22 protein-coding genes and 1 rRNA gene are annotated in these 23,483 nt (G+C 69.0%); 7 read left to right on the forward strand and 16 right to left on the reverse strand.

The genetic code is table 11. From position 1 onward, the window contains the following. Positions 1–20 precede the first annotated feature (20 nt). The 10 genes from ACFOSH_RS04175 to ACFOSH_RS04220 all read right to left on the reverse strand — a co-directional run bounded on the left by ACFOSH_RS04175 (position 21) and on the right by ACFOSH_RS04220 (position 13,425). On the reverse strand, positions 21–950 hold the full coding sequence (locus ACFOSH_RS04175) for a carboxymuconolactone decarboxylase family protein (protein WP_378237298.1): 930 nt from the start codon (positions 948–950) through the stop codon (positions 21–23). A 2-nt stretch (positions 951–952) separates the two neighbouring features. Continuing rightward, complete coding sequence (locus ACFOSH_RS04180) at positions 953–2,605, reverse strand: GMC family oxidoreductase N-terminal domain-containing protein (RefSeq protein WP_378237299.1); 1,653 nt, start codon at positions 2,603–2,605, stop codon at positions 953–955. Continuing rightward, the gene (locus ACFOSH_RS04185; RefSeq protein WP_378237300.1) at positions 2,602–3,159 is read right to left on the reverse strand and encodes a DUF5987 family protein; all 558 of its coding nucleotides are present in this window, start codon (positions 3,157–3,159) and stop codon (positions 2,602–2,604) included. The genes ACFOSH_RS04180 and ACFOSH_RS04185 overlap by 4 nt, the downstream gene beginning before the upstream one ends. 5 nt (positions 3,160–3,164) lie before the next feature. Next, a complete protein-coding gene (locus ACFOSH_RS04190; protein ID WP_378237301.1) occupies positions 3,165–4,517 on the reverse strand; it encodes a cytochrome P450 in 1,353 nt (450 codons plus the stop codon). After that, the gene (locus ACFOSH_RS04195; protein ID WP_378237302.1) at positions 4,514–5,503 is read right to left on the reverse strand and encodes an enediyne biosynthesis protein; all 990 of its coding nucleotides are present in this window, start codon (positions 5,501–5,503) and stop codon (positions 4,514–4,516) included. The genes ACFOSH_RS04190 and ACFOSH_RS04195 overlap by 4 nt, the downstream gene beginning before the upstream one ends. Before the next feature lie 5 nt (positions 5,504–5,508). Further along, the gene (locus ACFOSH_RS04200; RefSeq protein ID WP_378237303.1) at positions 5,509–7,473 is read right to left on the reverse strand and encodes a CRTAC1 family protein; all 1,965 of its coding nucleotides are present in this window, start codon (positions 7,471–7,473) and stop codon (positions 5,509–5,511) included. Then, positions 7,470–8,447 (reverse strand): DUF1702 family protein, encoded by a 978-nt coding sequence (locus ACFOSH_RS04205; RefSeq protein WP_378237304.1) that lies wholly within the window; start codon positions 8,445–8,447, stop codon positions 7,470–7,472. Before ACFOSH_RS04205 ends, ACFOSH_RS04200 begins: the two co-directional genes overlap by 4 nt. Positions 8,448–8,592: 145 nt before the next feature. Further along, positions 8,593–9,495, reverse strand: coding sequence for a helix-turn-helix transcriptional regulator (locus ACFOSH_RS04210; protein ID WP_378237305.1), 903 nt, complete (start codon positions 9,493–9,495; stop codon positions 8,593–8,595). A 150-nt stretch (positions 9,496–9,645) separates the two neighbouring features. Then, positions 9,646–11,106, reverse strand: a complete 1,461-nt coding sequence (locus ACFOSH_RS04215) for a SagB family peptide dehydrogenase (RefSeq protein ID WP_378237319.1) — start codon at positions 11,104–11,106, stop codon at positions 9,646–9,648. A 42-nt stretch (positions 11,107–11,148) separates the two neighbouring features. Continuing rightward, positions 11,149–13,425: a TOMM precursor leader peptide-binding protein gene (locus tag ACFOSH_RS04220; RefSeq protein ID WP_378237306.1), complete on the reverse strand. Its 2,277-nt coding sequence runs from the start codon at positions 13,423–13,425 to the stop codon at positions 11,149–11,151. Between the two features lie 224 nt (positions 13,426–13,649). On the opposite strand from ACFOSH_RS04220, the gene ACFOSH_RS04225 reads away from it, so the two are divergent. The 4 genes from ACFOSH_RS04225 (at position 13,650) to ACFOSH_RS04240 (ending at position 17,225) form a co-directional block, all read left to right on the forward strand. After that, a complete protein-coding gene (locus ACFOSH_RS04225; protein ID WP_378237307.1) occupies positions 13,650–14,471 on the forward strand; it encodes an AfsR/SARP family transcriptional regulator in 822 nt (273 codons plus the stop codon). Between the two features lie 41 nt (positions 14,472–14,512). Beyond that, on the forward strand, positions 14,513–15,199 hold the full coding sequence (locus tag ACFOSH_RS04230; RefSeq protein ID WP_378237308.1) for a winged helix-turn-helix transcriptional regulator: 687 nt from the start codon (positions 14,513–14,515) through the stop codon (positions 15,197–15,199). Positions 15,200–15,315: 116 nt separating this feature from the next. Beyond that, positions 15,316–15,894, forward strand: coding sequence for a hypothetical protein (locus ACFOSH_RS04235; RefSeq protein WP_378237309.1), 579 nt, complete (start codon positions 15,316–15,318; stop codon positions 15,892–15,894). Further along, on the forward strand, positions 15,891–17,225 hold the full coding sequence (locus ACFOSH_RS04240; RefSeq protein WP_378237310.1) for a copper resistance CopC/CopD family protein: 1,335 nt from the start codon (positions 15,891–15,893) through the stop codon (positions 17,223–17,225). The genes ACFOSH_RS04235 and ACFOSH_RS04240 overlap by 4 nt, the downstream gene beginning before the upstream one ends. 1 nt (position 17,226) lies before the next feature. Here the strand turns inward: ACFOSH_RS04240 and ACFOSH_RS04245 are convergent, their stop codons facing one another. Then, complete coding sequence (locus ACFOSH_RS04245; protein ID WP_378237311.1) at positions 17,227–17,835, reverse strand: hypothetical protein; 609 nt, start codon at positions 17,833–17,835, stop codon at positions 17,227–17,229. A 300-nt stretch (positions 17,836–18,135) separates the two neighbouring features. Between ACFOSH_RS04245 and ACFOSH_RS04250 the strand changes: the two genes are divergently transcribed. Then, entirely contained in the window at positions 18,136–18,804 is a 669-nt protein-coding gene (locus ACFOSH_RS04250; RefSeq protein ID WP_378237312.1) for a M protein, read from the forward strand. Here ACFOSH_RS04250 and ACFOSH_RS04255 read toward each other — a convergent pair. Beyond that, on the reverse strand, positions 18,801–19,163 hold the full coding sequence (locus ACFOSH_RS04255; RefSeq protein ID WP_378237313.1) for a YciI family protein: 363 nt from the start codon (positions 19,161–19,163) through the stop codon (positions 18,801–18,803). The two genes, ACFOSH_RS04250 and ACFOSH_RS04255, sit on opposite strands and share 4 nt — an antisense overlap. 168 nt (positions 19,164–19,331) lie before the next feature. On the opposite strand from ACFOSH_RS04255, the gene ACFOSH_RS04260 reads away from it, so the two are divergent. Further along, the gene (locus ACFOSH_RS04260; protein ID WP_009081418.1) at positions 19,332–19,613 is read left to right on the forward strand and encodes a metal-sensitive transcriptional regulator; all 282 of its coding nucleotides are present in this window, start codon (positions 19,332–19,334) and stop codon (positions 19,611–19,613) included. Here ACFOSH_RS04260 and ACFOSH_RS04265 read toward each other — a convergent pair whose 3' ends face one another. From ACFOSH_RS04265 to ACFOSH_RS04275, 3 genes are read right to left on the reverse strand one after another with little or no spacing between them, the layout of a single operon-like run. Beyond that, the gene (locus tag ACFOSH_RS04265; RefSeq protein ID WP_378237320.1) at positions 19,614–21,770 is read right to left on the reverse strand and encodes a heavy metal translocating P-type ATPase; all 2,157 of its coding nucleotides are present in this window, start codon (positions 21,768–21,770) and stop codon (positions 19,614–19,616) included. 41 nt (positions 21,771–21,811) lie between these two features. Continuing rightward, a complete protein-coding gene (locus tag ACFOSH_RS04270) occupies positions 21,812–21,982 on the reverse strand; it encodes a hypothetical protein (protein ID WP_378237314.1) in 171 nt (56 codons plus the stop codon). Next, positions 21,979–22,185 carry a heavy-metal-associated domain-containing protein gene (locus tag ACFOSH_RS04275; RefSeq protein ID WP_378237315.1) on the reverse strand — a complete coding sequence of 69 codons (207 nt, stop codon included), beginning with the start codon at positions 22,183–22,185 and terminating at the stop codon, positions 21,979–21,981. The genes ACFOSH_RS04270 and ACFOSH_RS04275 overlap by 4 nt, the downstream gene beginning before the upstream one ends. Positions 22,186–22,281: 96 nt before the next feature. On the opposite strand from ACFOSH_RS04275, the gene cobF reads away from it, so the two are divergent. Then, entirely contained in the window at positions 22,282–23,058 is a 777-nt protein-coding gene (gene cobF / locus ACFOSH_RS04280) for a precorrin-6A synthase (deacetylating) (protein ID WP_378237316.1), read from the forward strand. Positions 23,059–23,383: 325 nt separating this feature from the next. Here cobF and rrf read toward each other — a convergent pair. Further along, positions 23,384–23,483, reverse strand: a 5S ribosomal RNA gene (gene rrf, locus ACFOSH_RS04285); the annotation flags it as partial.

Consider the following 23,483-nt stretch of genomic DNA (forward strand, 5'->3'; position numbering starts at 1 on the left):
GGACCACCGCGTTCAGCGGACTAATCGCGAACGGGGACGGGCTCGACGCGGTGCGCGGCGGCGGCGAAAGCCGCCCACCCCACCAGTTCGACCAGTTCCCGATCACCCAATCCGGCGGCCGAAACCAAACCGTCGTCCACTTGGTAAGGCGCTTTCGCGACCACCAAGGCCAACCGGGTCGCGGGATCGTCGAAAGCGTCCACCCAAGACCGGCTCAACCCCGGCGGCGAACCATCCCAAGTGGACAGTTCCCGGGCCACGACATCCCGCACGGCCGGAGAGACCGCCAGCGATCCGAACGCCGCGGAAGCCCGCGAGAAGGCCTCCCCGACCACAGGATTCCCCGCCGCCCAGGAGAAGTCCCGGGAGCCGGCGGGCAGGAACTCCAGCGACTGGCCCGGTGGAGCATCGATCACCGGCCGCAGGAACCGCCCCAGCACCGCTTTCGCCTTCGCCCGTGCGGAATCCGGCACGGACGGGGGCAGCGGCGACGGCCCGAGGAACACGCTCACCACCCGGTTCAGATAGTGGAACGTGAAAGCGACCGCGGTCAGCTCCGCGCGAGCGGAAGCCGGCAAAGAGTCCGACGAGCGCGGGTCTTCGGAAGCCTCCGAAGACCGCCCGAGCGAGTCGAGCGCCATCCCGTGGACCTCGACGCAGTAGGGACACGAATTCGCTTGCGACACCAGGGAGGCGACGACTTCCCGGTCCGCCCGGCTCGTCTCCCCCGCCGCCACCAGCGATTCCCGCAGCATCACCCAGCTCGCCGCGAGCACCGCCGGTGACGGCGAATGCAGCGCCACCGGCGGTGCCAGCATCCCGAAGTCCCGTTCCAGCTGACGGTAGACGTCACGCACGAGCCCGGACGCCCGGCCGAACGGAACCGGCCGGACGTACCGGACTTCGCGCGACACCCGCCGCAGTGCGAGCCGCACCAGCTTGGGCGCCATGATCAGCTCCCGGCCACCAGCGACAGCTTGCTGACCGCCCGCCGCCCGGTGATGGAACCGTCGGGAGCCGGAGCACCGTAGGAGACGTCGACGCCACGCGCCTGCAGCGCCCGCACGATCCCCGGCACCGACCGTTCGGCCAGCGCCGCGATCGTCATCGCCGGGTTCACCGTCAGCGCGCCCGGCACGGAAGCGCTGTCGGTCACGAAGATCCCGGGGTGGTTGCGGAGTTCGTGGTTCGGGTGCAGCGCCGAGGTCTCCGGGTCGTCACCGATCCGGCACGAGGCCAGCGGGTGCACGGTGTACGCGCCGACGACGTCGTTGGTCCACGGCGCGACCTTCGCCAGGCCGTCCTTCTCCAGGATCTCCTTGCACTCCGCGTCGGCCAGCGACCAGCCGTGCAGGGTGTTCGGCGTCGGGTCGTACTTCAGCGGGCCGCGGCCGAGCATCTGCTGCGAGATGCGGTACGCGTTGCCGGTGGGCGGCGGCGCGCCGAAGACGCCTTCGTTGTCGTCCTCGGTCATCAGGAAGATGGTCAGCCAGGAGGCCCACTTCTTGAGGATCTCCTTCTTCTGCGCCCCGAACCAGCGAGGTTCGTCGCCATCGGGCACCTGCGCGAGGATCGTGCCGAGTCCGGGCGGGAAGTACAGCTGCTCCAGCGAATATCGCTCGTACTCCGGCAGCGAGCCGTCGAGCTTGTCCCAGTTCGCCACGGTCGGGCCCTTGCCGATGTGGTTGGCCTCGTAGACCTTCCCGTCCTCACGGGACAGCCCGAGCACCTCGCGGACCCGCTCTTCGTTGATGATGGCGGTGTTGAGCCGCTCACCGTTGCCCGAGAAGTACCGGCCGACGCCGTGCGGCATGGTGCCCAGCGCCGACTCCGAACGCTGCAGGATCACCGGGGTCGCCCCGGCGCCGGCGGCGATGATGACGACCTTCGCGTCGATCGTCCCGCTGCCGGACTGCACCCGGTAGTCCGAGTCGTCGACGACGTTGAAGTGCACGCGGTAATCGCCGTCGTCGATGCGCTCGATCCGCTGGACCTCGTGCAGCGGCCGGATCTTCGCGCCGTGCGCGAGCGCGGCGGGCAGGTAGTTGGTCAGCAGCGAGCGTTTCGCGTCGAACCGGCAGCCCGCCATCATGAAGTTGCAGTTCACGCACCGGTCGTTGTCCACCGCGACCGGCGCCGGGTTGGCTGTCCGGCCGGAGTGGTCGCAGAGCGCTCCCCACAGGCCGCCCGCGTAAGACACATCGTTCCAGTCCTGTGTGGACACCGGAAGGGAATCCGAAACCCGGTCGTACCAAGGCTCCAGGGTGTCCCGGGTCAGCACCGAAGGCCACATGCGGCGGCCGATGCTGCCGTGGCGCTCGAAGACGAACTTCGGTGCGCGCGGCATCGCGGCGAAGTACACCACGCTGCCGCCGCCGACGCAGTTGCCGCCCAGCACGCTCATGCCGTCACCGACGACGAAGTCGAACGCCCTGGTGTAGGACGAGCCGAGCAGGTAGTCGTGCTCGAACTCCTTGGCCTCCAGCCACGGCCCGCGTTCCAGCACGGTGACCTTCGCGCCACCCGCCGCCAGGTGGTAGGCGGGGATGGACCCGCCGAACCCGCTGCCGACGATGACGACGTCGGTCTTGTCGTAGGCAGTCATGCGGGGCTCCCGGAAGGCGTGGTGTCAGGGTGGAGTCGCGCCACTTCGCGGCGGTAGGAGAACTTCGGGAACCGCCACAGGCCGTCCTCGTCCGGCGCGGTGTAGCCCATCGCCAGCAGACCGGGGTGGCCTTCGGCGATGGCTTCGGCGGTGTGCTTGTGCGCCGCGCTGTCGAAGGACATGTTGCAGAACAACGCGAGGCTGACCCAGCCGTCCTTCTCCGGATGCCCCGGCGCGGTCAGCTGCCGCACCAGCGCCGTCCTGTCCGCGAAGGACAGTGCGACGAACGGAGGCAGCGCCTCGTCCAGCGTGAGGTCCTGTTCCTTGGCGTAGACCTTCGCGTGATCGTTGAGGGACTGCGCCAGATACGGCAGCCCGACGGTCACCCCGGTCGCCTCGGTGTGCAGCAGTTCGAGCGCGCCCGCCACGACCGCGCCCGGCCCCGGCGAGGCGCCGGCGATCGCGTGGTCGTCGGGGAACCGCTTCTCCCCCGGCAAGATCGTGTCCGCGTAGGCCTCCAAAGTGGACACCTTGACCTGTTCGTCCGAATCCACGGAACCTACCTCCTGTTCCTGGTGTGCACGGTCATCGGCAGCCCGCCGCGGACCCGCAGCGACAGCATCGCCTCGGGAACCACGTCGTAGCCGGGGAGCTTCCTGAGTTCGAGGTCCCGCAGGACCATCGTCAGCACGAAAACGGCCTCCATCACGCCGAGGCTGTTGCCGATGCAGAACCGCGGCCCGGCGCCGAACGGGATGTAGGCGTACCGGGGCCGTCCGCTCGGCCGGTCGGGATCGAACCGGTCCGGGTCGAACTTCTCCGGCTCCGGCCAGAACGCCGGATGCCGGTGCAGCGTGTAGGGCACGACGACGACGTCGGAACCGGCGGGGACGTGGTAGCCGCCGATCTCGTCGTCGGCCTGCGCCACCCTCGGCAGCAGCCACACCGGCGGGTACAGCCGCATGACCTCTTCGACGACCCGCGCCGTGTACGGCAACCGGTGCAGATCCTCGTGCGTGGGCAGCTGGTCGCCGAGGACCTGGTCCGTCTCGGCACGCAGTTTCGCCGCGACGTCGGGATGTTCGTCGAGCAGGTGGAACGCCCAGCCCAGCGTGCTCGCCGTCGTCTCGTGCCCGGCCAGCAGCAGGGTGATCAGCTCGTCGCGCATCTGCTCGCGGGTCCCGTCGGTGGCGATGAGGCGCGAAAGCATGTCCTCGCCGTTGTCCACCGGGTTCGCCAGCCGCTGCTCGACGAGTTCCTCGGCGATACGGCGGAGGTCGGCCCGCGACTCACGGAACCGCCGCTGCTTCTTCAGCGGCGCCCATTCCGGGACCATGCTCAGCGTCACCGCTTCGAACATCGCCTGGTCCTGCACGGCTTCGAACGAATGCCCCAGCGAGGTGAACCCCCCGAGATCCGCGTCGAGCAGGGTCTTGCCGAGCACGCCGAGGGTCAGCCCGGTCATCTCGTGCAGGATCTCGACCGGTCCCTTGGTGTCGCGCAGGCGTTTCACGAGACCTTCGACCTCGTTCGCGACGACCGAGGCCTGCCGTGCGATCCGCTTGGGCTGGAACACCGGCTGGATGGTCCGGCGCTGCTTCTTCCAGACGTCGCCGTCGCTGGTGAGCAGCCCGTCGCCGAGCGCCCGCCTGGCCTCCTGGAGGCCGATTCCCTTGTGGTAGTTGGCCGCGTTGTCCGCGAGCACGTGTTTCGCCAGTTCGGGGTGGTTCACCAGGTACATCGTCTTCGGACCGATCGCGATCCGGACGACGTCCCCGTGCGCCTCCGCCGAATCCGACATGAGCGCCAGCCGGTCGGTGAAAAGCTTCTTCAGCAGACCGAAAGTCGCTCGGCGCGGCGGCCCGGGGGGCGCGAGACGCGCCCCCCGGGTGGTTTCCGCACCGGTGGTCATGCCGCCACGGCCCCGGTTTCTTCGGCTTCCGGCTTTTCGGCCGGCTTCGGCAAGGTCGTGACCTCGGCCGACTTCGCCTGCTCGGCCTCCCATTTTTCTCCTGCCTTCTTGGAGAAGTGCAGGCCCCACAGGAACATCCCGCGGATGAGGCAGACCAGGGCGGTCGCCAGGAACAGGCCGTAGGCGACGTGCACGACCATGAAGAACCCGTACGCCAGCGCCACTCCCGAACCGAACAGGACCTGCGACGCGGGCTTCGACGGCGTCGTGCCCGGGTCGGTGACCATGTAGTTCGTGTACAGCACGAACGCCACCCCGGTCATCATCCCGAGCGCGCCCGGGATCGCGGTGTCGAACACCAGGCCCCGGATGATCGCCTGCAGCGCGAAGGTGATGAGCCACGCGCCGATCAGCCACATCCGCTGGGTCAGCATCGCGTTGAGCACGGTGCCCGAGATCATGATGATGCCGACGATCAGCCAGCCGACCCACGAGTCGACCTGCTCGGTGAAGTGGTACGGCGGCGCGATGCTCGCCCACGGGAACACCAGCAGGATGATCGTGATGCCGAAGTTCGACGGGTTCATGTAGTGGCGGAGCCGTCCGCGCACCGGGGCCTGGAGGACCCACTTGGCGCCGACGGCGACCACGACGCCGAACATCATGACCAGCACCTGGTCGTTGACGTAGGTCAGCATGTTGAGCGCGAGACCGGTGATGTGCGCGGGGAGCAGGAACTCGAACAGCCCCTTGAACCCGTTGCCGCGGAACCGGACGTCGCGGCCCTGCACGCGGGCCCCGATGATCTCCAGCAGGATTTCGGTGGTGTACGCCGTCGCCAGCGCGATGAACGGATAGGTGTAGGGCTGCTCGAAACCGAGCACGGTGTAGCCGATGATGTTGAAGACGGTGATCGAGATCGCGAACCGGCGCAGCGCCGTGATCGTCTTGTTGCTCTTCGGTGCGGTGAGTGTCTGCTCAGCCATGACGGTCACTTCTCCTTAGCCTGAGCGCCGAGCTGGAACGTGTGGTTGCCCGGGGTCAGCTGGACTTCCTGCGTGCGGATCTGCCCGGTCAGGTCGCGCCACTGCAGGTGGACCTTCACCGGACCGGTGACCTTGCCGAGCCCGATCTGGATCTCGTGGCTGCGCTTGCCGGAGTGGCCACTGCCACCGTCGACACGGTCCATGTACTTCTTGCCGTCGGGGGTGATGACGGTGACCTGCGCGCCGATCGCCGCGGTGCCCGCCGCCTTGAGCGGACCGTCGGCCGAAGCCTTGTCTTGCACCAGCTTCAGGTTCAGGTACGAACCGGAGTCGGGGCTGACGTTGTGGTAGAAGATCGGCTGCTCCCACTGACGGGCCACGGCGAAGTCGAGCTTGCCGTCACCGTCGGCGTCACCGGTGGCGATACCGCGGGTGGGCACCGGGACCGCGAGACCGAGGCGCGGGGCCAGGTCGGTGTAGCGCCCGTCGGAGCCCTTGGCCCAGAAGTGCAGGGTGTGGTCGCCACCGACGTCGTCACCGGCGACCATGTTCGGCCAGAAGTACGGGTGCTTCAGCAGTTCGTCGTTCGACGTGGCCAATTCCTGCAGCTGCGGCCAGCGGTTGACATCACCCTTGACGAAGCCGGTCGCCTGCGTGATCACCGATTCGCCGCTGTTGTTGTAGTCGGCGATCTTCACGTCCCAGCCCCAGCCGGACCACGCGGTGCCGGCCTGGGCGCTGCGGTCCACCCACGGCGCCTCGCCACCCTGCAGACGGCCGCGCAGATCCGCGGTGTCCTTGGCGGTGTTCATGAACTGGAAGTGGCTTTCCTCGATACCCCAGGACGTCGTGATGTTGCTGACGTACAGGTCGTAGAGACCGTCGTGGTCGAGGTCGGCGAAGTCGACGCCCATGCCCTTGAAGGAGTCGTTGCCGAGCACCTTCGACTTCGGCTCGTTGGCCCCGCGGATCCCCTTCACCTCGGCGAATTCGACGTGGCCGGGGCGGGACTTGTTGTACAGCAGGCGGTCGTGACCGAAGTCGTTGCCGATGTAGAGCTCCGGCAGGTTGTCGCCGTCGACGTCGGTGGCGCTGGCCGCCAGCGACCAGCCGCCCTGCGAGTCGGCCGGGATGGCCTTGTCGTCGAGGGCGAACGTCGCGGACGGCTTCGCGCCCTGGGTGGCACCGGTGAACCGGAGGATGTACTTGCCACCGGCGTTGTCGGCGTGGGACATCGACTTGTTCATCTCGACCCCACCGTTCACGCGGTCGTCCAGCACCGCGCTGTCGGGGAAGTAGTTGCCGATGAAGATGTCCTGGTGGCCGTCGCCGTCGAAGTCACCGACCGAGGCGGCGTTGGTGTTCCACAGTGGACCGGCGTACTCGCCGTTCTTGGAGTTGTTGCCCGGCACCAGTTCCACCGGCTCGTAGGCCGACGGCTCCAGCTTGGTCGCGCCCGGCTTCGAGAGGAACAGGATCGGGGTGCGGCCCCAGTAGTAGGCCAGCAGGTCGACCCGGCCGTCCTCGTTGTAGTCGGCGGGCACACAACCCATGGGCGCGATGTACTTGCCCATCGGCAGCGGCGCCGCGTCGAGCGCGAACGGCTTGTACCGGTCGCCGCCCTTGCCCGGCGTCGGGGTGATCACCAGCTGGTCGCTGCGCGGGTCCACGAAGCACAGGTCGTTCGCGAGCTTGTCGCCGTCGAGGTCGTTGACCGCGATCGCGGCGCCGACCGAGGAGATCCAGGCACGGATGTGCTCGTACTCCTTGTTCACCGTGCGGATCGACTGGCTCTTGGCCGCTTCCGGCAAGGCGATCGTCAGGGGTTCGAACGCGTACTTCGAGGCCATGGTGTCCGCCTCGGCGGTCGAGACCGTGGGCAGCTGAGCCACCACGAAAAGTCCCGCCATCAGCAACAGCGCCACGATGCCCGCAAGCTGCTTGCGGAGCCAGCCCAAGGTCGCGGTCATTTACCTGCACCTCCAGAAGTGAGTACCTCGGCGGCGATGCGCTGTCGCCAGGTTTCGAAATGCGGGAGTTCCCCGTCGACCACCACAGCCGGGCGGACCTCCTGGGTGATGGCCGCGGCGCGCTCGGCCGGCAGCCCGCAGATCGCCTGCGTGGCGACCTCGGTCTCGGGGATCAGCAGCCCGGCGCGAACGCGGGCTTCGGCGGCGAAAGCACTGCCCTGGGCCAGGTTTCCCCGGTGCTCACCGGCGAACTCGGCCAGCTTCAGCAGTTCGTCGGAAGTGACACCGCACGCGTAGGTCGAGGCGAGCCCGATCCCGGCGTAGAGGTCACCGTGGCGCCGCTTGGGGAATCGCGCGACCGTGTCGGTGACGAGATCGACGTCGGTGCCGCAGATGAACCACAGCGCCCGGCCGATGCCCTGGTCGATCGCCCGCAGTGAGTAGCCGTTGTTGCCTGCGGGCCAAGTGAAGTCGGGGTCCTGGAACTGCCCGTCGACGTACTTCGCCGTCTTGAAGTAGGCCTGGTGGAACCCGTACCCGTCGAGCACCAGCCAGCGCAGCAACGGGTCGAAGTCCTCGGCGGACGGCCAGCGGAAGCGCGGCAGCCGCGCCATCGCCCAGCCGACGCCGACGTAGATGATGTAGTCGTGCTTCTCGCCGGGACCGGCGAGGAAGTCCGCGATGTGCCCGCGACCCCCACCGGGCAGGCCGTCCAGCATTCCGTAACCCATTCCCGCACCTTCGTAGGCGAAGCCGCGGTATTTCACCGGAATACGTTCCAGCCATTCTTCCGCCTGGCCGACGGAACGTGCTTCGACCGCGTGCGCGTAGCCGAGCAGGAATTTCTCACCGACGGTCTCCAGCAATTCTTGAGCGGCCGGGCTCTTCTTGTGGAAACCGCGCTTGTCCAGCGACGTCTCGGAGACATCCGGTGTTATCATGCGGCGTCTGAACGTGCGCCAACCATTGCCCAACGCACTCTCCCCCTAACGGGTGGATTCGAATTCTGCGGACTGGTTTAAAGGCTCACATGCGTGGCGATAGGGCAGCTACTCCACGGTTGCGCCCGCGGTTCTCCCGGTTTGCGAGACCGGGAGAACGCGGGAATAACCCCCTTGGTCAGGCCGCCGCGCGGAGATAGCCGGGAGCGGGCATGGTCATCCGGTTCCCGGTCGAGGTCGGGCCGCCGGCGAGGGTGATCGCCATCGGCGCGTCGGTCGGCCGCGGGGTGCGCATCGGCATCCGCAGGTGGACCCGGCCGTACCGGGTGATGTCGACGCGGCCGGGCAGCGTGCCCACGGAGAACGAAGAAGCCGCTGTCCCGGCGGCGTGCTCGGCGACCGCGATGACGGTCCACCGGCCCTCGGGGACGTTCTGGATCTCGATGTCCGCCGACAGGACGTTCGCCCTGCCGCCGAACGCGACCGGGCCGCACTGCGGGATCGACTCGGCGAACAGTCCGATGAGGACACTGGCCGGGCCCGCCCCGCGCGGCGTCTCGACGCGCACGCTGATCGTGCCGGTGCCGCTGCGCATCGTCGCGCAGCCCATTCCGGCGCTGTGCAAGGCTTCCAGGGTCGGCAGCCGCTGGAAGTGCGGGGCCAGCGCGACGAGCAGTTCGCCGACCTCGGGGTCGCGGTACTGGGTCGGGGTCATCCCGACCGCGCGGGTGAACCGGCTGGTGAAGGTGCCGACACTGCTGTAGCCGACGCTGCACACGATGTCCGACACCGTCAGCGATGTCGTCAGCAGCAGTCGTTTCGCTTCGAAGAGCCTGATCGCGGTGAGGTACCGGCCGGGGGTCACGCCGGTCGCCTTGGTGAAGATCCGTGAGAAGTGGAACGGGCTGACGAAGACTTCCGATGCCAGGTCGCCCAAGGTGATCGGGTCGAAGTACCGCGCGTGCATCGATGAGATGGCCTGCAGCACCGCGGGTTGCAGGGGAGACGCCGGCTCGGGGAGCCGACCGGGTTCGATGACGCCTTTCTCGTTCGCCGCCGTGGCGACTGTTCGTAGCTGCATCAGACCAACCTCGGATTCGCTGTCGCTTTTCCTCTGCACGCCAGCAAACGCGTCACCGATTTCGGAGCACTCGACACGCGATCGAGACCGACCATGCGCTGGTACTACTCACATGAGTTCCGCCTTCAATCACGCGAGATCGCCGTCTGATCACACAGGCAGGTCGAGCACGCACTCGCCCACGCCGACCTCGGCCGGCCATGCGAGCTTCAGCGCGCGGTCGACGCGGTCGCCGGCGTCGACCGGGACGGCGTGCGCGGCCAGCCCCATGGCCCTGGCGACGAGGTAGAGCGTCTGCTGCAGCGCGCCGACGTGCGCCAGCGTCGTGGCGTACGCACCACCGCCGAGTACCGAAGCCATCCTCGGCATCCGCGCGGTCACGGTGATCAGCGCCGAGGGCCGCCGGTGGTTGCCGCCGCCGATCATCGCCATGTCGAGCATCGCGTCCAGATCGGACTCGTCGTCGTTGACCAGGCTGAGCCGGTGTTCGAGCGGGTCGTAGTGGTAGATCCCGCGGTCCAGCCCCGAGCAGCGGTTGACCGAGACGTACAGCTCGAGTTCGTACAGGCAGGCGACGCTGAAGTACGGCCGCTGCGAGGCACTGTGGACCGGTCCATTGGGGCCGTGTCCATTAGGGAAGTGCGCGGGCCCGATCGACCGGATCCGCGCGCCACGGAACAGGAACTCGCCGATCTGCTCGGCGGACAGCACACCCTCGGTGAACTCGGGACAGGTGTGGTCGTTCTCCAGCAACGCCGTCAGCGTCGGATCGGTCACCGCGCGGTCGGCCAGGTCCGGCCGGTAGAGCGCGTAGACCGGCCCCTCGCCGGTGGCGGCCTTGACCACCGGCGGCTTCCCGAGTCCGGGAAGATCGGCCGGGCCACCGGGCCGCCAGGTCCGGCTCGTGGTGTGGAACAACAGCTCGTCCGGGGACCACAGGCTCAGTTCGGGGTCGTCGTCCTCGGCGAACCGGCCGTATTCCCCGGCGACCTGGACGACGCCCGCGGCGACCAGATAGGACACGATCGCGCCGACCACGGTGGGCCCGATTCCCGTCGTGGCCACGATTTCCCCGACCGACTTCGCCGTCGCCAGTGTCGCGGCGACGTGCACGGCCCACGGTTGGTACAGCACCACACGGTAGCGCGCGGACGGCGACTCCAGCCCCATCCCGTAGGCGTCGGAACGCAGGGAACTGAAGCGGGACAACCGGATCGGCCGCGTGGCCGGGATCTCCACCGGCACGAAAACGGGAGCGAGCGCCACCGGGATCACCGACAGCAAAGGTCCCCTGCCGTCGGCGAGACCGAGCGAGCGCACCACGGAACCGCCGAGTTCCTTGAGCGCCCGCCGCAGCGCGTCGGCGCCCTCGGCGGTCCAGCTCAGCTCGCCTTCGAGATCGGGCTCCCGCTCGACAGGCTCCCAAGAGGACGTCACGTTCGCCAGCGAGATCGGGCCCAAAGCCATGCGCCGCAACGACTCCCGGACCAGCGGTTCCGCACGATCGAAGTCGTACTCCCCCCAGCGCGTGACGACCACCAGTGTGCCGTCCTCACCGATTTCGACAAGACTGTCGTCGGTGAGCGACCACAAGGGGATCGTCTCGGCCACACCGCCGGGGGGATCTGTCCTCACTTGTCGCTCCAGCCGGATCTACAAGAACATGGGGAAGGGGTTCAGCCGGTCGTACGGGGTCGGTTCGGTGAGCCTGCCCAGCCGCACCGGCACGTCGAACAGCCGGCCGGGGGCGAAGCGGCTCCAGAACGGGCGCAGCCCCGGAACGACCACCCTGACCACCGGAAGATCGATGTCGGGCCTGGTCTGATCCAGCACGAGCGTCTCCATTCCCAGTGCGGAAAGCTTGCGTACCAAGCATTCCACGTCGTCCCGTACGTCGGGCCGCCGGACGAACTTGAAGTCCGCGGCCCGTTTCGCCGACCGTCCCGGCGCCGGCCGCAGATACGGCTGGTTCGCGACCGTGGCGTGCCTGAGCCACCGCGCCGCGTCGGGATCGTCGAGTTCGACGTCGTTCGCGAGCACCGCCGGGATCATCTGGTTGAGTTCACTGACCGCCCTCCGCAGCGCCGTCCGAGGGTCCAGGTGGGCGCCGAAGCCCATCATGACGTTCTCGCGGGGCCCGGCGATACTCCTGGACAGCGCGACCATGACCGGGATCCCGAGATCCGCGGTCAGATCGAGGACCCACAGCTCCCGGCCCGCCCGCGCGTACTGGCCCACCATCTCCTCGGCCCACGGGTCGTCGAACGACGCGATGTCGACGCCGGGCACGGGAAGCCGGTTGTACCACCACATCGCGACGGCGTCGCGTTCGACGAGTTCGAGCAGTCCCTGCAGGATCGCGTCCTCGATGCTGCTCCCGGCCGCGCAGCCGTTGGAGTCCGCGCGCATCCCGGTGATCCCGCACTCCGGCGGCACCCCGTAGTAGAGGTACGCCGTCGGCATCAGCTTCCGGCGCTGCTGCGACAGCGACCACAGCGGCGTCCAGTCGACGGGCCTCTCGGCGTCGAACCGATCGGGGACGTGCTGGAAGATCGCGTGCTTGGCGTTCCATTCGTCGCGGCCCTCGTACTGACGCTCGTCGAAGAGCATGCACGAATTCGGGTGGACGGCGTCCTCGCCGAGCGCGCGGAAGGTGTCGCGGATCCGCAGTTCGTCGCCCTGGTAGTTCGCCGAGAACCGCTCGATCGCCTCGCACAGCGCGCCGACCTCGGCGTCGATCGGGCTCGCGCCCTTGCCGCCGTTGTCCCCGCGCAGCCCGGCCTGCAGCCCCGCCTCACCGCGCACGCGGCGCGCGACGTTGAGCCCGGAGCGGTAGGCGTTCACGAACGCCGGCGCCCTCGGGTCACGGGCGATCTCCTTGACGATGCCGGTGACCGGGCTGACCAGGTGGCCGTAGCGGTCGAGCACCTCGACCGGGGTGAGCGTCCGGTGCCCGCCGCCACCCGACGTCGCCTTCTTGGCCTCCAGCAGCACGATCGGCTCGGCCGTCCGCGCGGCGACGATCCCTTCGTCACCGCATTCCGGGCACTGCGGGCGCCGCCGCAGTTCGTGCAGCCGCCCCTGCAGGTCGAGGGTGTCCAGGATCCACACGGCCTGCTGCCCCGGATAGCGGTGTCCCGCCAGCCATTTGGACGCTTCGAGCGAGATCAGATGCGACGCGGCCGCGGTCAGCGGCGGCACGGCGGGCATCGGGAACGAGGCCGGGCCGTCGTGCCCGAGCACCTCCTGCACGCAGGCCTCCGCGTGCCGGTGCCCCCACAGGCGGTTGGTCAGGCAGTGCCAGCAGCCGGACCGGCCGGGCTGCATGATCGGGCCGATCCACACCTGCGAGCCCGACGGCCTGGCCAGCAGCCACGGCCGCCCGGTGCGCCGGTGCTCGGCGTCGATCTCGGCCAGCCTCGGGTCGAGGTAGTCGTCGCACAGCACGATGGCCAGTTCGGCGGCCGTCTCGACCACTTCGATGCCGCTCGCGACGAGCGCGCTGTCCACCTGCGAGGTGTCGACGCCGCGGCCGATCGCGGTCAGGCTCGCCGTCGCCGGCTTCTGGCGGCAGGCCACCGCGGACGCGTCGAGCCCGCACGCGTCCCAGTACGCGAGCGCGCGCGCGTCACCGCTGAGCTCGTCCGGGACACGGACGGTGACCAGGCCCGCCTCGACCAGCCGGGCCAGGACGCCGGTGACCTGTTCGGCGCTCATCCCCTCCGGGCAGGCGGACAGGAGTCCGTCGAGGTCACGGGTGCCGTCGAGCAGGGCCGCGACCGACGCGACCTGCGCGCCGCGCATGGCGATGACGCCCTGCTCCGAGAACAGGTAGGCGCCGTTGCCCTCGCTGATCTCCGCGCGCAGATGCCGTTTGAATCCCAGACCGCCGCTGATCGAGCCGGACCCGTTCGACACTGCCTCGCGCATGGGAACCCCCGTAGGTCGGTGCGGTCCCCGAATCCTGGTGGGCGGAGCCGCGTACCGGCCAGTGCGCGATTCACGGGTCGACCGTGAAAAACCCATGTTTTTCCGGGACGCACGCACGCGGGACCTGGTGGACGGCTCACTGGCCCGGCGCCCCGCCGCTCTGTCACTGTCGACGCACTGGGAAACACAGGTCACGACGCGTATCGAGCTGGAGGGCGCTTGCGATGTACCCCGGATCACGAGTAGCGGACACGCGGCACGGCTCGGCACCCGAACCGGCCCCCGTCCACTTCACCCTCCTCGGCCCGCTCGAACTCCTGCGCGACGGCATCGACTACGCGCCGACGACGCCGAAGCTGTTACAGGTGCTCGCCATGCTGGTGATGAGCCCCGGGAAGATCGTGCACATCGACACGATCGTCCAGGAGCTGTGGGCCAACGACCCGCCGCGCAGCGTCCGCACGACGATGCACACCTATGTCTACCAGCTGCGCCGGTGCATCGACGAGAACGATCTGGCCCCGTACGGCGAGACCATGCTGGCGACGAAACCGCCGGGGTATGTGTTCCGGATCGAGCCGCGGCAGGTCGATGTCTTCGAGTTCCAGGCGATGCAGAAGAAGGGCCGGGAGCTGCAGCTACGGGGCGAGCCCGCCGAAGCGGCGAAGGCCTTCCGGTCCGCGCTCGACCTGTGGTCCGGGCCGCCGCTCGCGAACGTCCACTGTGGACCGGTGCTGTCGGCGTACGCGGTCGACCTCGTCGAACAGCGGCGCAGCACCCTGCACCTGCGGATCGAGGCGGACATCGCGGCCGGGATGCGGCACGAGCTGATCGGCGAACTGCGCTCCCTGGTCACCGCGAACCCGCTGGACGAGGCCCTGCACGGCCAGCTGATCCGCGTGCTCGGCCGCAGCGGACGGCGATCCGACGCGCTCGCGACCTACCGCCAGGTGCGCTCCAGGCTCAACAATGAACTGGGCGTCGAACCCTGCGAAGAGCTCCAGGTCCTGCACCACGGCCTGCTCTCCGAGGGTGAACCCGCGTGAAACCCACTGCTGTCACGGCAACCGAAAGTGAGGATCGGCGGATGAGCGGTCGTACCTATGGACAGTTCTGCGGTCTGGCCCGCGCGCTGGAGATCATCGGCGAACGCTGGTCGCTGCTCATCGTCCGTGACCTCGTCCTCGGCCCGAAGCGGTTCACGGAACTGCAGGCCGGCCTGCCCAAGATCCCGGCGAGCACGCTGTCCGCGCGGCTCAACGAACTCGAGCAGTCCGGTGTGCTCCGCCGCCGCCTGCTCCCCCAGCTCGACGCCGCGGTGGTCTACGAGCTCACCGAGTACGGCGGCGAACTCGACCAGATCGTGCTGGACCTCGGCCTCTGGGGCGCGCGCTCGCTCGGCCGTCCGGCTCCCGAGGACGTCTTCACCCTGGACGCGGCGATCCTCTCGCTGTACACGACCTTCCAGAGCGAGAAGGCCAAGGGCATCCAGGCCACCTACGAACTGCACTACCCGGGCGGGATGGTGCTGCACGCCATCATCGAGGACGGCGCGCTCAAGGTCGCGGACGGCGCGCATCCCGATGCCGACGCGATCATCGAACCGCTGGGCCCGTTCATCAAGGACCTGCTGAGCGGGGAGCTCACCGCCGCCGACGCCACGCGGACCGGCAAGGTCCGGATCGAAGGCGCGTTCGAATATCTGGAACTGTTCACCGAATTGTTCCACATTCCCGCCGCGCCCCAGGTGTCCCACGGAATCGTCATTCGCTGAGCCATCCGGCGCAATACCGCAGGTCGGATCAGCAATCCGGAGTAACGGAATTCACCGGTTTGCGAGATATCGTCGGTGTCCGTCACCGGCCGGTCTTTCGCCCAAGGAGCCCCTTCATGGCCGCACTCGATTCGCCACGTCCTGGCCCGCTCGCCTCGCTCAACGGGAAATACCACCGTGCGGCGCTCACCATCTTCGCGCTCGTCGTGCTGGCTCACTGGGCGGAACACCTCGTGCAGGCGTTTCAGATCTACGCCCTCGGCTGGAAGACCTCGGACGCGCGCGGTGTGCTCGGCATCCCCTTCCCCAAGCTGATCAGCTCCGAATGGCTGCACTACGGCTACGCGATCGTCATGCTGGTCTTCCTGTTCGCCCTGCGCAAGGGCTTCGCCGGCCGCTCGCGGCAGTGGTGGAACCTGGCGCTCGGCCTGCAGTTCTGGCACCACATCGAGCATCTGCTCCTGCTGATCCAGGCACAGACCGGCTGGCGCCTCGGCGGCGGTACCGCGCCGAGCAGCATCATCCAGCTGTTCATCCCGCGGGTGGAACTGCACCTGTTCTACAACACCATCGTCACCATCCCGATGATCATCGCGATGCTCGTGCACCGGAAGGCCTCCGCCATCGAACGGGAGCTGACCGGCTGCACGTGTGCGCCCGAAAGCCGGCGTGAGCTGGCGGCCGCCGCCTCGTGACCCGGAGGCTCTTCGCGCTCCTCGCCCTGGTGGCGGCTTGGTTCGGGGTCGCGGTGCTCGCCGCGGCCCCGGCCTCCGCCCACGTCGAACTCCTCTCCTCGAACCCCGCCGACGGCGCCCGGCTCACCTCGGCGCCCCCGCTGGTCTCGATCACCCTGTCGGAGAACATCGGCATCCAGCCGAACTCGATCAAGGTCGTCGATCAGCAGGGCACCGACGTCGTGTCCGGTCCGGTGTTCCAGCCCGGTGACATCGCCGAGCAGGTCGCCGTCAAACTCGAACCCGACCTCCCCGACGGCAGTTACCTCGTCGAGTACGCCTTCGTCTCGGCCGACTCGCATCCGGTGCGCGGCACGATCGCCTTCGTGCTCGGCACCGGCCCCCTGATCACCTCGGCGGGCGCGGTGTCCGCTTCCACCGGCACCGACCCGGTGACCGACGCGCTGTTCACCACCTTCCGCTGGGGCTCGTTCCTCGGCGTCGCGCTGCTCGGCGGGCTGGTGTTCATGCTGGTCTGCCGCCCGGGCGGCCGGACCGACCCGGCGGCGCGGAAGCTGCTCACCGCGGGCCTGTGGCTCTCGGGGGTCACGGCCGTGGCGGGGTTCCTGCTGCAAGGCCCGTACGTCGCAGGGCGTGGCGCCGGTTCGGTCTTCGACCCGGCGCTGATCGAAGCGACCCTGCGGGTGGCGTACGGGAAGCTCCTGCTCCTGCGCCTGGCCGCGATCGTCGCGCTCGCCGTGCTCGTGCGACGGCTGCTGGCCGCCGACCTGCCGGACAGGCTGCGGTCGCGCTACGAGAACCTCGGCATCGCCGCCGGGTTCATCGTGATGCTGAGCTTCTCCGCGACCGGGCACGCGGTGGCCGACAAGATCATGTTCCTCTCGGTCAGCGCCGACCTCGCGCACTTCGGCGCGATGGCCGTCTGGGTGGGCGGGCTGATCCAGCTGGCCGTGCTCCTGCGCGGCAAGTACTCGGCGGCGGAGGCCGAGCCTGCGCTGGCGCGGTTCCACCCGATCGCCACCTGGTCGATCGTGGTCATGGTGGTCAGCGGCGCCTACCTCGGCTTCCGGCTCGTGCCGTCGGTGGAAGCGCTCTGGACCTCGGCCTACGGCATCGTCTTCCTGCTGAAGCTGACCGGGTTCGCCGCGTTGCTGCTGGTGGCGAACCTGAGCCGCAACGCGGTGCGCCGCGGGATCTCCGGCCGCGGCGGCACCGGCGTCGTGACCGCCGACCTGCGGAAACTGCGGGTCAGCGTCGGGGTCGAGGTCCTGATCGTGGCCGTGGTGCTCGCACTGGCCGCGGCGCTGTCCTCGATGTCCCCGACCGGCTAGCTCACTGTTCGGTCGCTTCCTCCGGCGGGGCGAACGGCCCCCAGGCGAAGGCCCGGAGCCACGGCTCGGGATCGCCCAGCCAGTCCATGGCGGCGATCTGGGCCGGGCTCCGGCGCCCGGCGAGCGACCGGTACACCGCCACCGGCGTGCCCGAGAGCACCGCGGCGACCGGTTCGGTGCCGGCGATCCAGGTCGCGCCCTCGATCTCGATCCGCATCCCGGGCAGCCCGTGTTTCCCCAGCGAGGCGCCGAGGCCGCCGACGAGCACTTCGAAACCCCTCAGCCAGGCCGCGTGCGCCTCGGGCGGCGGAGCGCCGAGCGCGTACCGAAGGTCGAGTTCGTGGGTGAAGGCGTCCATCACCATGATGTCGCCGCGGCTCTTCCCCTCGCCGTCGGCGGCGAGGAGGGTGTCGGCCTCGGGTCCGCGTTCGGTCCAGAGCCGCAGCAGTGCGGCGACCGACGCCGTCTCCGGAACCGGGCAGGCCTCGCCACCGAACCGGGTGATCACCCGGTCGCAGATCTCGGTCAGATGCGCGAGCAGCTCCCGGACGGTCCACTGTGGACATGCCGGGACGGTCCGCTCCCCCGCGCCCGCGTGATCGGTGAGCAAGATCGAGATGTTCTCTCTGACCTGCCGATATCCTTCGGCCGCGGTCGCCGTATTCCAGCCAGGGACCCGAATTCGGCTGCTCGTCACGCGGCCACCTCCAGTAGGGGTCAAGCGATGGTCGTCCATTCTCCCACCGTGGGAAGGATGCCCCTTCTTCCCGTTTGCGCCGGACCGTTCGGCGCAAGATCACCCACCAGTGGCGCGTGTCGTCTCGGCTTCAGGCACACTGGACGGGGAAAGCCCCGTGTGGCAAGAAAAAATCACACACCGGTGACGGATCGCCCACTGTGGAGGTGACCAATGGAGAAGCCCGGCTTCGATCTGGCGTGGCGTGGTTTCAATCGCGCCCAGGTCCGGGAATTCGTTCGCGAGGTGGAAACCGAGTTACGCCGAGCCGCCGCCGAGCGCGACGAAGCCATCCGGCGCGGGGAGGCCCTCGCCGCGAGGCTCACCGCCGCACAAGAGGAAAACCGTGAACTGAAAGCCAGCGTCGACCGGATCAGCCGCGTGCCGATCGCCCCGGACGCGCTGCAGGAGCGCTCGCGCCGGATGCTCGAACTCACCCGTGAAGAAGCCGACGACATCACAGCGCGTGCCGCCGAGGAAGCCGCCAAGGCCGAGGCGGAGCGGAAGCAGGTCGCCGAAGATTTCGAGCGCGCCATGACGCTGCGCCGGGCGGAGGCGATGCGCGTGCTCGCCGCACGGGACGAAGCCGCGCAGGCGCGGGCGAGAAAACTGCTCGACGACGCCACCGAAGAGGGCGAGCGCCTGGTCGCCGAAGCGCGGCAGAAGGCCGATGTGGCCCTCGGCCTGCGCGATGACGTGCTGAAACAGCTGCTCGGCTGCCGCGAACTGCTCGCGGAAGCCAGGACCGTCTTGACGATCACCGCGGATCCGAAGCCCGAAGTGCCCGTTCAGCGCCGGAGCAGGCCCGAGGCCCGCACCGGCACCGAAGCGGCCGCCACCTAAGCGTCATCCCCCGAGGAGTAAACCACCGGCCGGACCTCCATCGCGTTGATGTGCGCGTCCGGGACCTGGCCCGCGATCTCGATCGCGCGCTCCTTGCTGTCGCATTCGACCAGGTAGAAGCCCGCCAGGTACTCCTTCGACTCGGCGAACGGGCCGTCGGTGACCACCGGGACGCCGTCACGCACCCGGACCACCGTGCTCTCCTTCGGCTCCCCCAGCGCCTGCGTCCCGAGCAGCTCGCCGCTGTCGGTCAGCTTCTTCATGAAAGGGTCGATACGGGCGACCACCTCGTTGCGCTCGTCCTCGGGGAGAGCGTCCCATGCGGTGGGGTTCATCGTGATCATGATCATGTACTTCATCGGTGTTCCTCCTGGTCGTCCGGCCGGGTTCCCGGCCGCTCGCACAGGAGTCGGAGCCGCCGGATCGTCCTCGACATCCTGGCACCCGCGAATTTCACCCGCCCGTGACGGATACGTGGGGAGGGTATAGTGGCCGACGGCAGGGAACGACGAGAGAGCGGGTGCGGGATGACGGGCTACGGCAGCGAGCGGGAGGCCTACCTCAAGCGCCTGCGCCGGATCGAGGGACAGATCCGCGGTCTGCAGCGGATGGTCGAAGAGGACAAGTACTGCATCGACATCCTGACCCAGGTGTCCGCGGCCACGAAGGCGCTGCAGTCGTTCTCCCTCGAACTGCTGGACGAGCACCTCGCCACCTGCGTGGTCCAGGCCGCCGCCGCGGGCGGGGAAGAGGCCGACCTCAAGGTGCGGGAGGCGTCCGACGCCATCGCCCGGCTGGTCCGTTCCTGATCAGGCGACGCCGCGGAACCGCCGCAGCCGCAGGCTGTTGCTGACGACGAAAACCGACGAGAACGCCATCGCGGCCCCGGCGATCATGGGGTTGAGCAGGCCGAGCGCGGCCAGCGGCAGGGCGGCGACGTTGTAGGCGAACGCCCAGAACAGGTTGCCCTTGATCGTGCCGAGCGTGCGGCGTGAGAGCCGGATGGCGTCCACGGCCGCACGCGGGTCACCGCGCACCAGCGTCAGGTCACCGGCCTCGATCGCGGCGTCCGTCCCGGTCCCCATCGACAGGCCGAGGTCGGCCTGGGCGAGCGCGGCCGCGTCGTTGACGCCGTCCCCGACCATGGCGACCACACGGCCCTCCGCCTGCAGCCGCTTGACGACGTCGACCTTGTCGGCGGGCAGTACCTCGGCGATGACCTCGTCGATCCCGACTTCGGCGGCGACCGCTCGCGCGGAGCCGGTGTTGTCGCCGGTCAGCAGGACCGGCCGGAGACCGAGCGCTTTCAGCTCGGCGACAGCCTGGGCCGACGTCGGCTTGACCGTGTCGGCGACGACGACCACACCTCGCGCTTCGCCGTCCCATGCGACGACGACGGCGGTCGCGCCACGGTCCTCGGCGGCCGTCTTGAGCCGGGCGAACTTGTCGCCGACGGTGATGCCGTGCCGGTCGAGAAGAGCGGAACGCCCGGCCAGGACGGTCTTGCCCTCGACCTCGCCGACGACACCCAGGCCCTCGACGGTGCGGAACCCGTCGACAGGCGGCAGTTCACCCCAGCGCTCTCCGGCGGCCGCGACGATCGCGCGGGCGATCGGATGCTCTGAAGCGTGCTCGACAGCCGCCGCGAGCCGGAGGACCTCGCTGTCGCCGTGGAGCTCGGTGAGGCTCATCTTCCCGGCGGTCACCGTGCCGGTCTTGTCGAGGACGACGGTGTCGACAGCGCGAGTGGACTCGAGTACCTCGGGCCCCTTGATGAGGATGCCCAGTTGCGCGCCGCGGCCGGTGCCGACCAGCAGCGCGGTCGGCGTGGCCAGGCCGAGCGCGCACGGGCAGGCGATGATCAGGACCGCGACGGCGGCGGTGAAGGCGGCGTCCGCCCCGCTGCCCGCCCCGAGCCAGAAGCCGAGCGTGCCGGCCGCGAGCGCGATCACCACCGGGACGAACACGGCCGACACGCGGTCGGCGAGCCGCTGGACCCGCGCCTTGCCGTTCTGCGCGTCCTCGACCAGCCGCGCCATCTGCGCGAGCCGCGTGTCCGCGCCGATCCGGGTGGCGCGGACGACGAGCCTGCCGCCGGCGTTGACGGTCCCGCCGACCACGGCGTCGCCGACGGTCACCTCGACCGGGACGGCTTCCCCCGTCAGCATGCTCAGGTCGACCGCGGATCCGCCGTCGGTCACGACGCCGTCGGTGGCGATCTTCTCCCCGGGCCGCACGACGAACTCGTCACCGGCCATCAGCTCACCGATCGGGACACGGCTCTCGACACTGTCCCGGAGGACGGCGACGTCCTTCGCGCCGAGTTCGAGCAGCGCCCGCAGCGCGGCGCCGGAGCGACGCTTGGACCGAGCCTCGAAGTACCGGCCGGCGAGGAGGAACGTGGTCACCCCGGCGGCGACCTCGAGGTAGAGGTTGCCCGCGCCGGACCCGCGGTCCATGGTCAGCTCGAAGCCGTGCCGCATCCCGGGCACCCCGGCGGTGCCGAACAGCAGGGCGTACAGCGACCAGAGCGTGGCGGCGGCGACGCCGAGTGAGATCAGGGTGTCCATGGTGGCGGCGCCGTGGCGGAAGTTCGTCCAGGCGGGGCGGTGGAACGGCCACGCGCCCCAGGTGACGACGGGGGCGGCCAGGACCAGCGAGACCCACTGCCAGTAGGTGAACTGCCAGGCCGGGACCATCGCCAGCACGATCACCGGAACCGCGAGCACGGCCGAGACCAGAAGTCGCGTGCGAAGCGCGCCGGCCTGGTCCTCGTCCTCTTCGTCAGGTTTGGGCGGCTGAGCCGAGTAGCCCGCGGACTCGACGACACCGACGAGGTCGTCGACCGAGACCGCGGCGGGGAAGTCGACCTGCGCCTTCTCGGTCGCGTAGTTGACCGTGGCGGAGACGCCGTCGACCTTGTTGAGCTTGCGTTCGACCCGAGCGGCACAGGACGCGCAGGTCATCCCGCCGATGACGAGTTCGACGCGCTGGGATGTCCCGACACTCACGGCGTGCCTCCCGGGTGTCCCTCGTGATGCCCTTCGTGCACGCTGGTCGGCGCGGGTGGGGGCGGCGCCTCGTCCACCGGCCCGACAGCGGACCCGATCGCCCAGGCGACGACGAACACCGCGACCAGGGCCGCGGCGAACGCCGACACCTTGACGGCGGTGCTCACGAGACGAGCTGGTAACCGGCTTCGGTGACGGCCGCGTCCACGATCTGGACATCGAGCGCGGTGTCGCTGGTGATGGTTACCTTGCCGCTGGCGACGTCCACGTTCACGGCGCTGACGCCCGCGATCTCGCTGACCTCCTCGGTGACGGAGGAAGCGCAGTGCCCGCAGGACATGCCCTTGACGGTGTAGGTGGTTTCGGCCATCGGTGCGGACTCCTCTACAGGACAGGCGAAGCGATCACTTCTTTTATACCCCATGGGGGTAGGGGTGTGCATCGAGGGTGCGGGCACACTGCGGAAATGAGGAAGATCTCCGCCATCGGCATCGGCGCCGGCGACCCGGACCACCTGACCGTCCAGGCCGTCCGGCGACTGAACGAGACCGATGTGTTCTTCGTCCTCGACAAGGGTTCAGAGAAGCAGGACCTGGTGGGACTGCGCCAGGAGATCCTCGACCGGTTCGTCGAGCGGCCCGGCTACCGCGTCGTGCGGGCGCCGGACCCCGAACGCGACCGTACTCCGGACGACTACCGGCAGGCCGTCGCCGACTGGCACCGCCTCCGCACCGACGTCTACGAGACCATGATCGCTTCCCTGGGTTCCGGCGAGCGGGGCGCGTTCCTCGTCTGGGGTGACCCGGCGCTCTACGACTCGACCCTGACCCTGCTGGACGCCGTGCTCGCCCGCGGGAACGTCGAGTTCGAGTACGACGTCATCCCCGGGGTCAGCAGCGTGGCCGCGCTGACGTCGCGGCACCGGACCACGATGAACCAGATCGGGCGCCCGGTACTCGTCACGACCGGCCGCCGCCTCCAGGCGGGCTGGCCGGCGGACGTCGACGACGTGTTCGTGATGCTGGACGCGGGATGCACGTTCTCACGGTTCGTGGACACCGGCCTGGAGATCTACTGGGGCGCGTACCTCGGCACACCCGACGAGCTCCTGCTCTCCGGCCAGCTCTCCGCCGATCTCGCCGCGCGGATCGAGTCCGTGCGCGCCGAAGCCCGGTCACGGAAGGGCTGGATCATGGACATCTACCACCTGCGCCGCCCCGTCTCCTCCCGCCCCACCCCGTAACACGCGTGTCCAGAGCCGTCACTCGCGTGATCAGGCCCGTCACTCGCGTGATCGGAGGCGGATCTCGCGTGTCCAGGGGCGGGTCTCGTGTGATCAGCTGGACGGTACCCGTGTTTGCGGGGGCATCTCGCGTGATTGGGTGGGCGACACGGCACCCGCTGCCGGCGGCGCCGTGTCGCCCGTCTGGACACGCGTGATCCCTCTCTGGACACGTGTGTGACCGGTTCGGGCACGTGTGTGACGGGGTTTGGGTATGAAAAAAGGTCTGGGACCTGGGAGAACCTCAAGGGTTCTCGACCAGGTCCCAGACCTTTTTTCAATGTTAGTCCGGCGGTGTCCTACTCTCCCACAACCCTTCGGTTGCAGTACCATCGGCGCTGTCAGGCTTAGCTTCCGGGTTCGGAATGGGACCGGGCGTTTCCCTG

It is taken from the genome of Amycolatopsis speibonae (assembly GCF_042647925.1).
In the GTDB taxonomy this organism is placed as follows: domain Bacteria; phylum Actinomycetota; class Actinomycetes; order Mycobacteriales; family Pseudonocardiaceae; genus Amycolatopsis; species Amycolatopsis speibonae.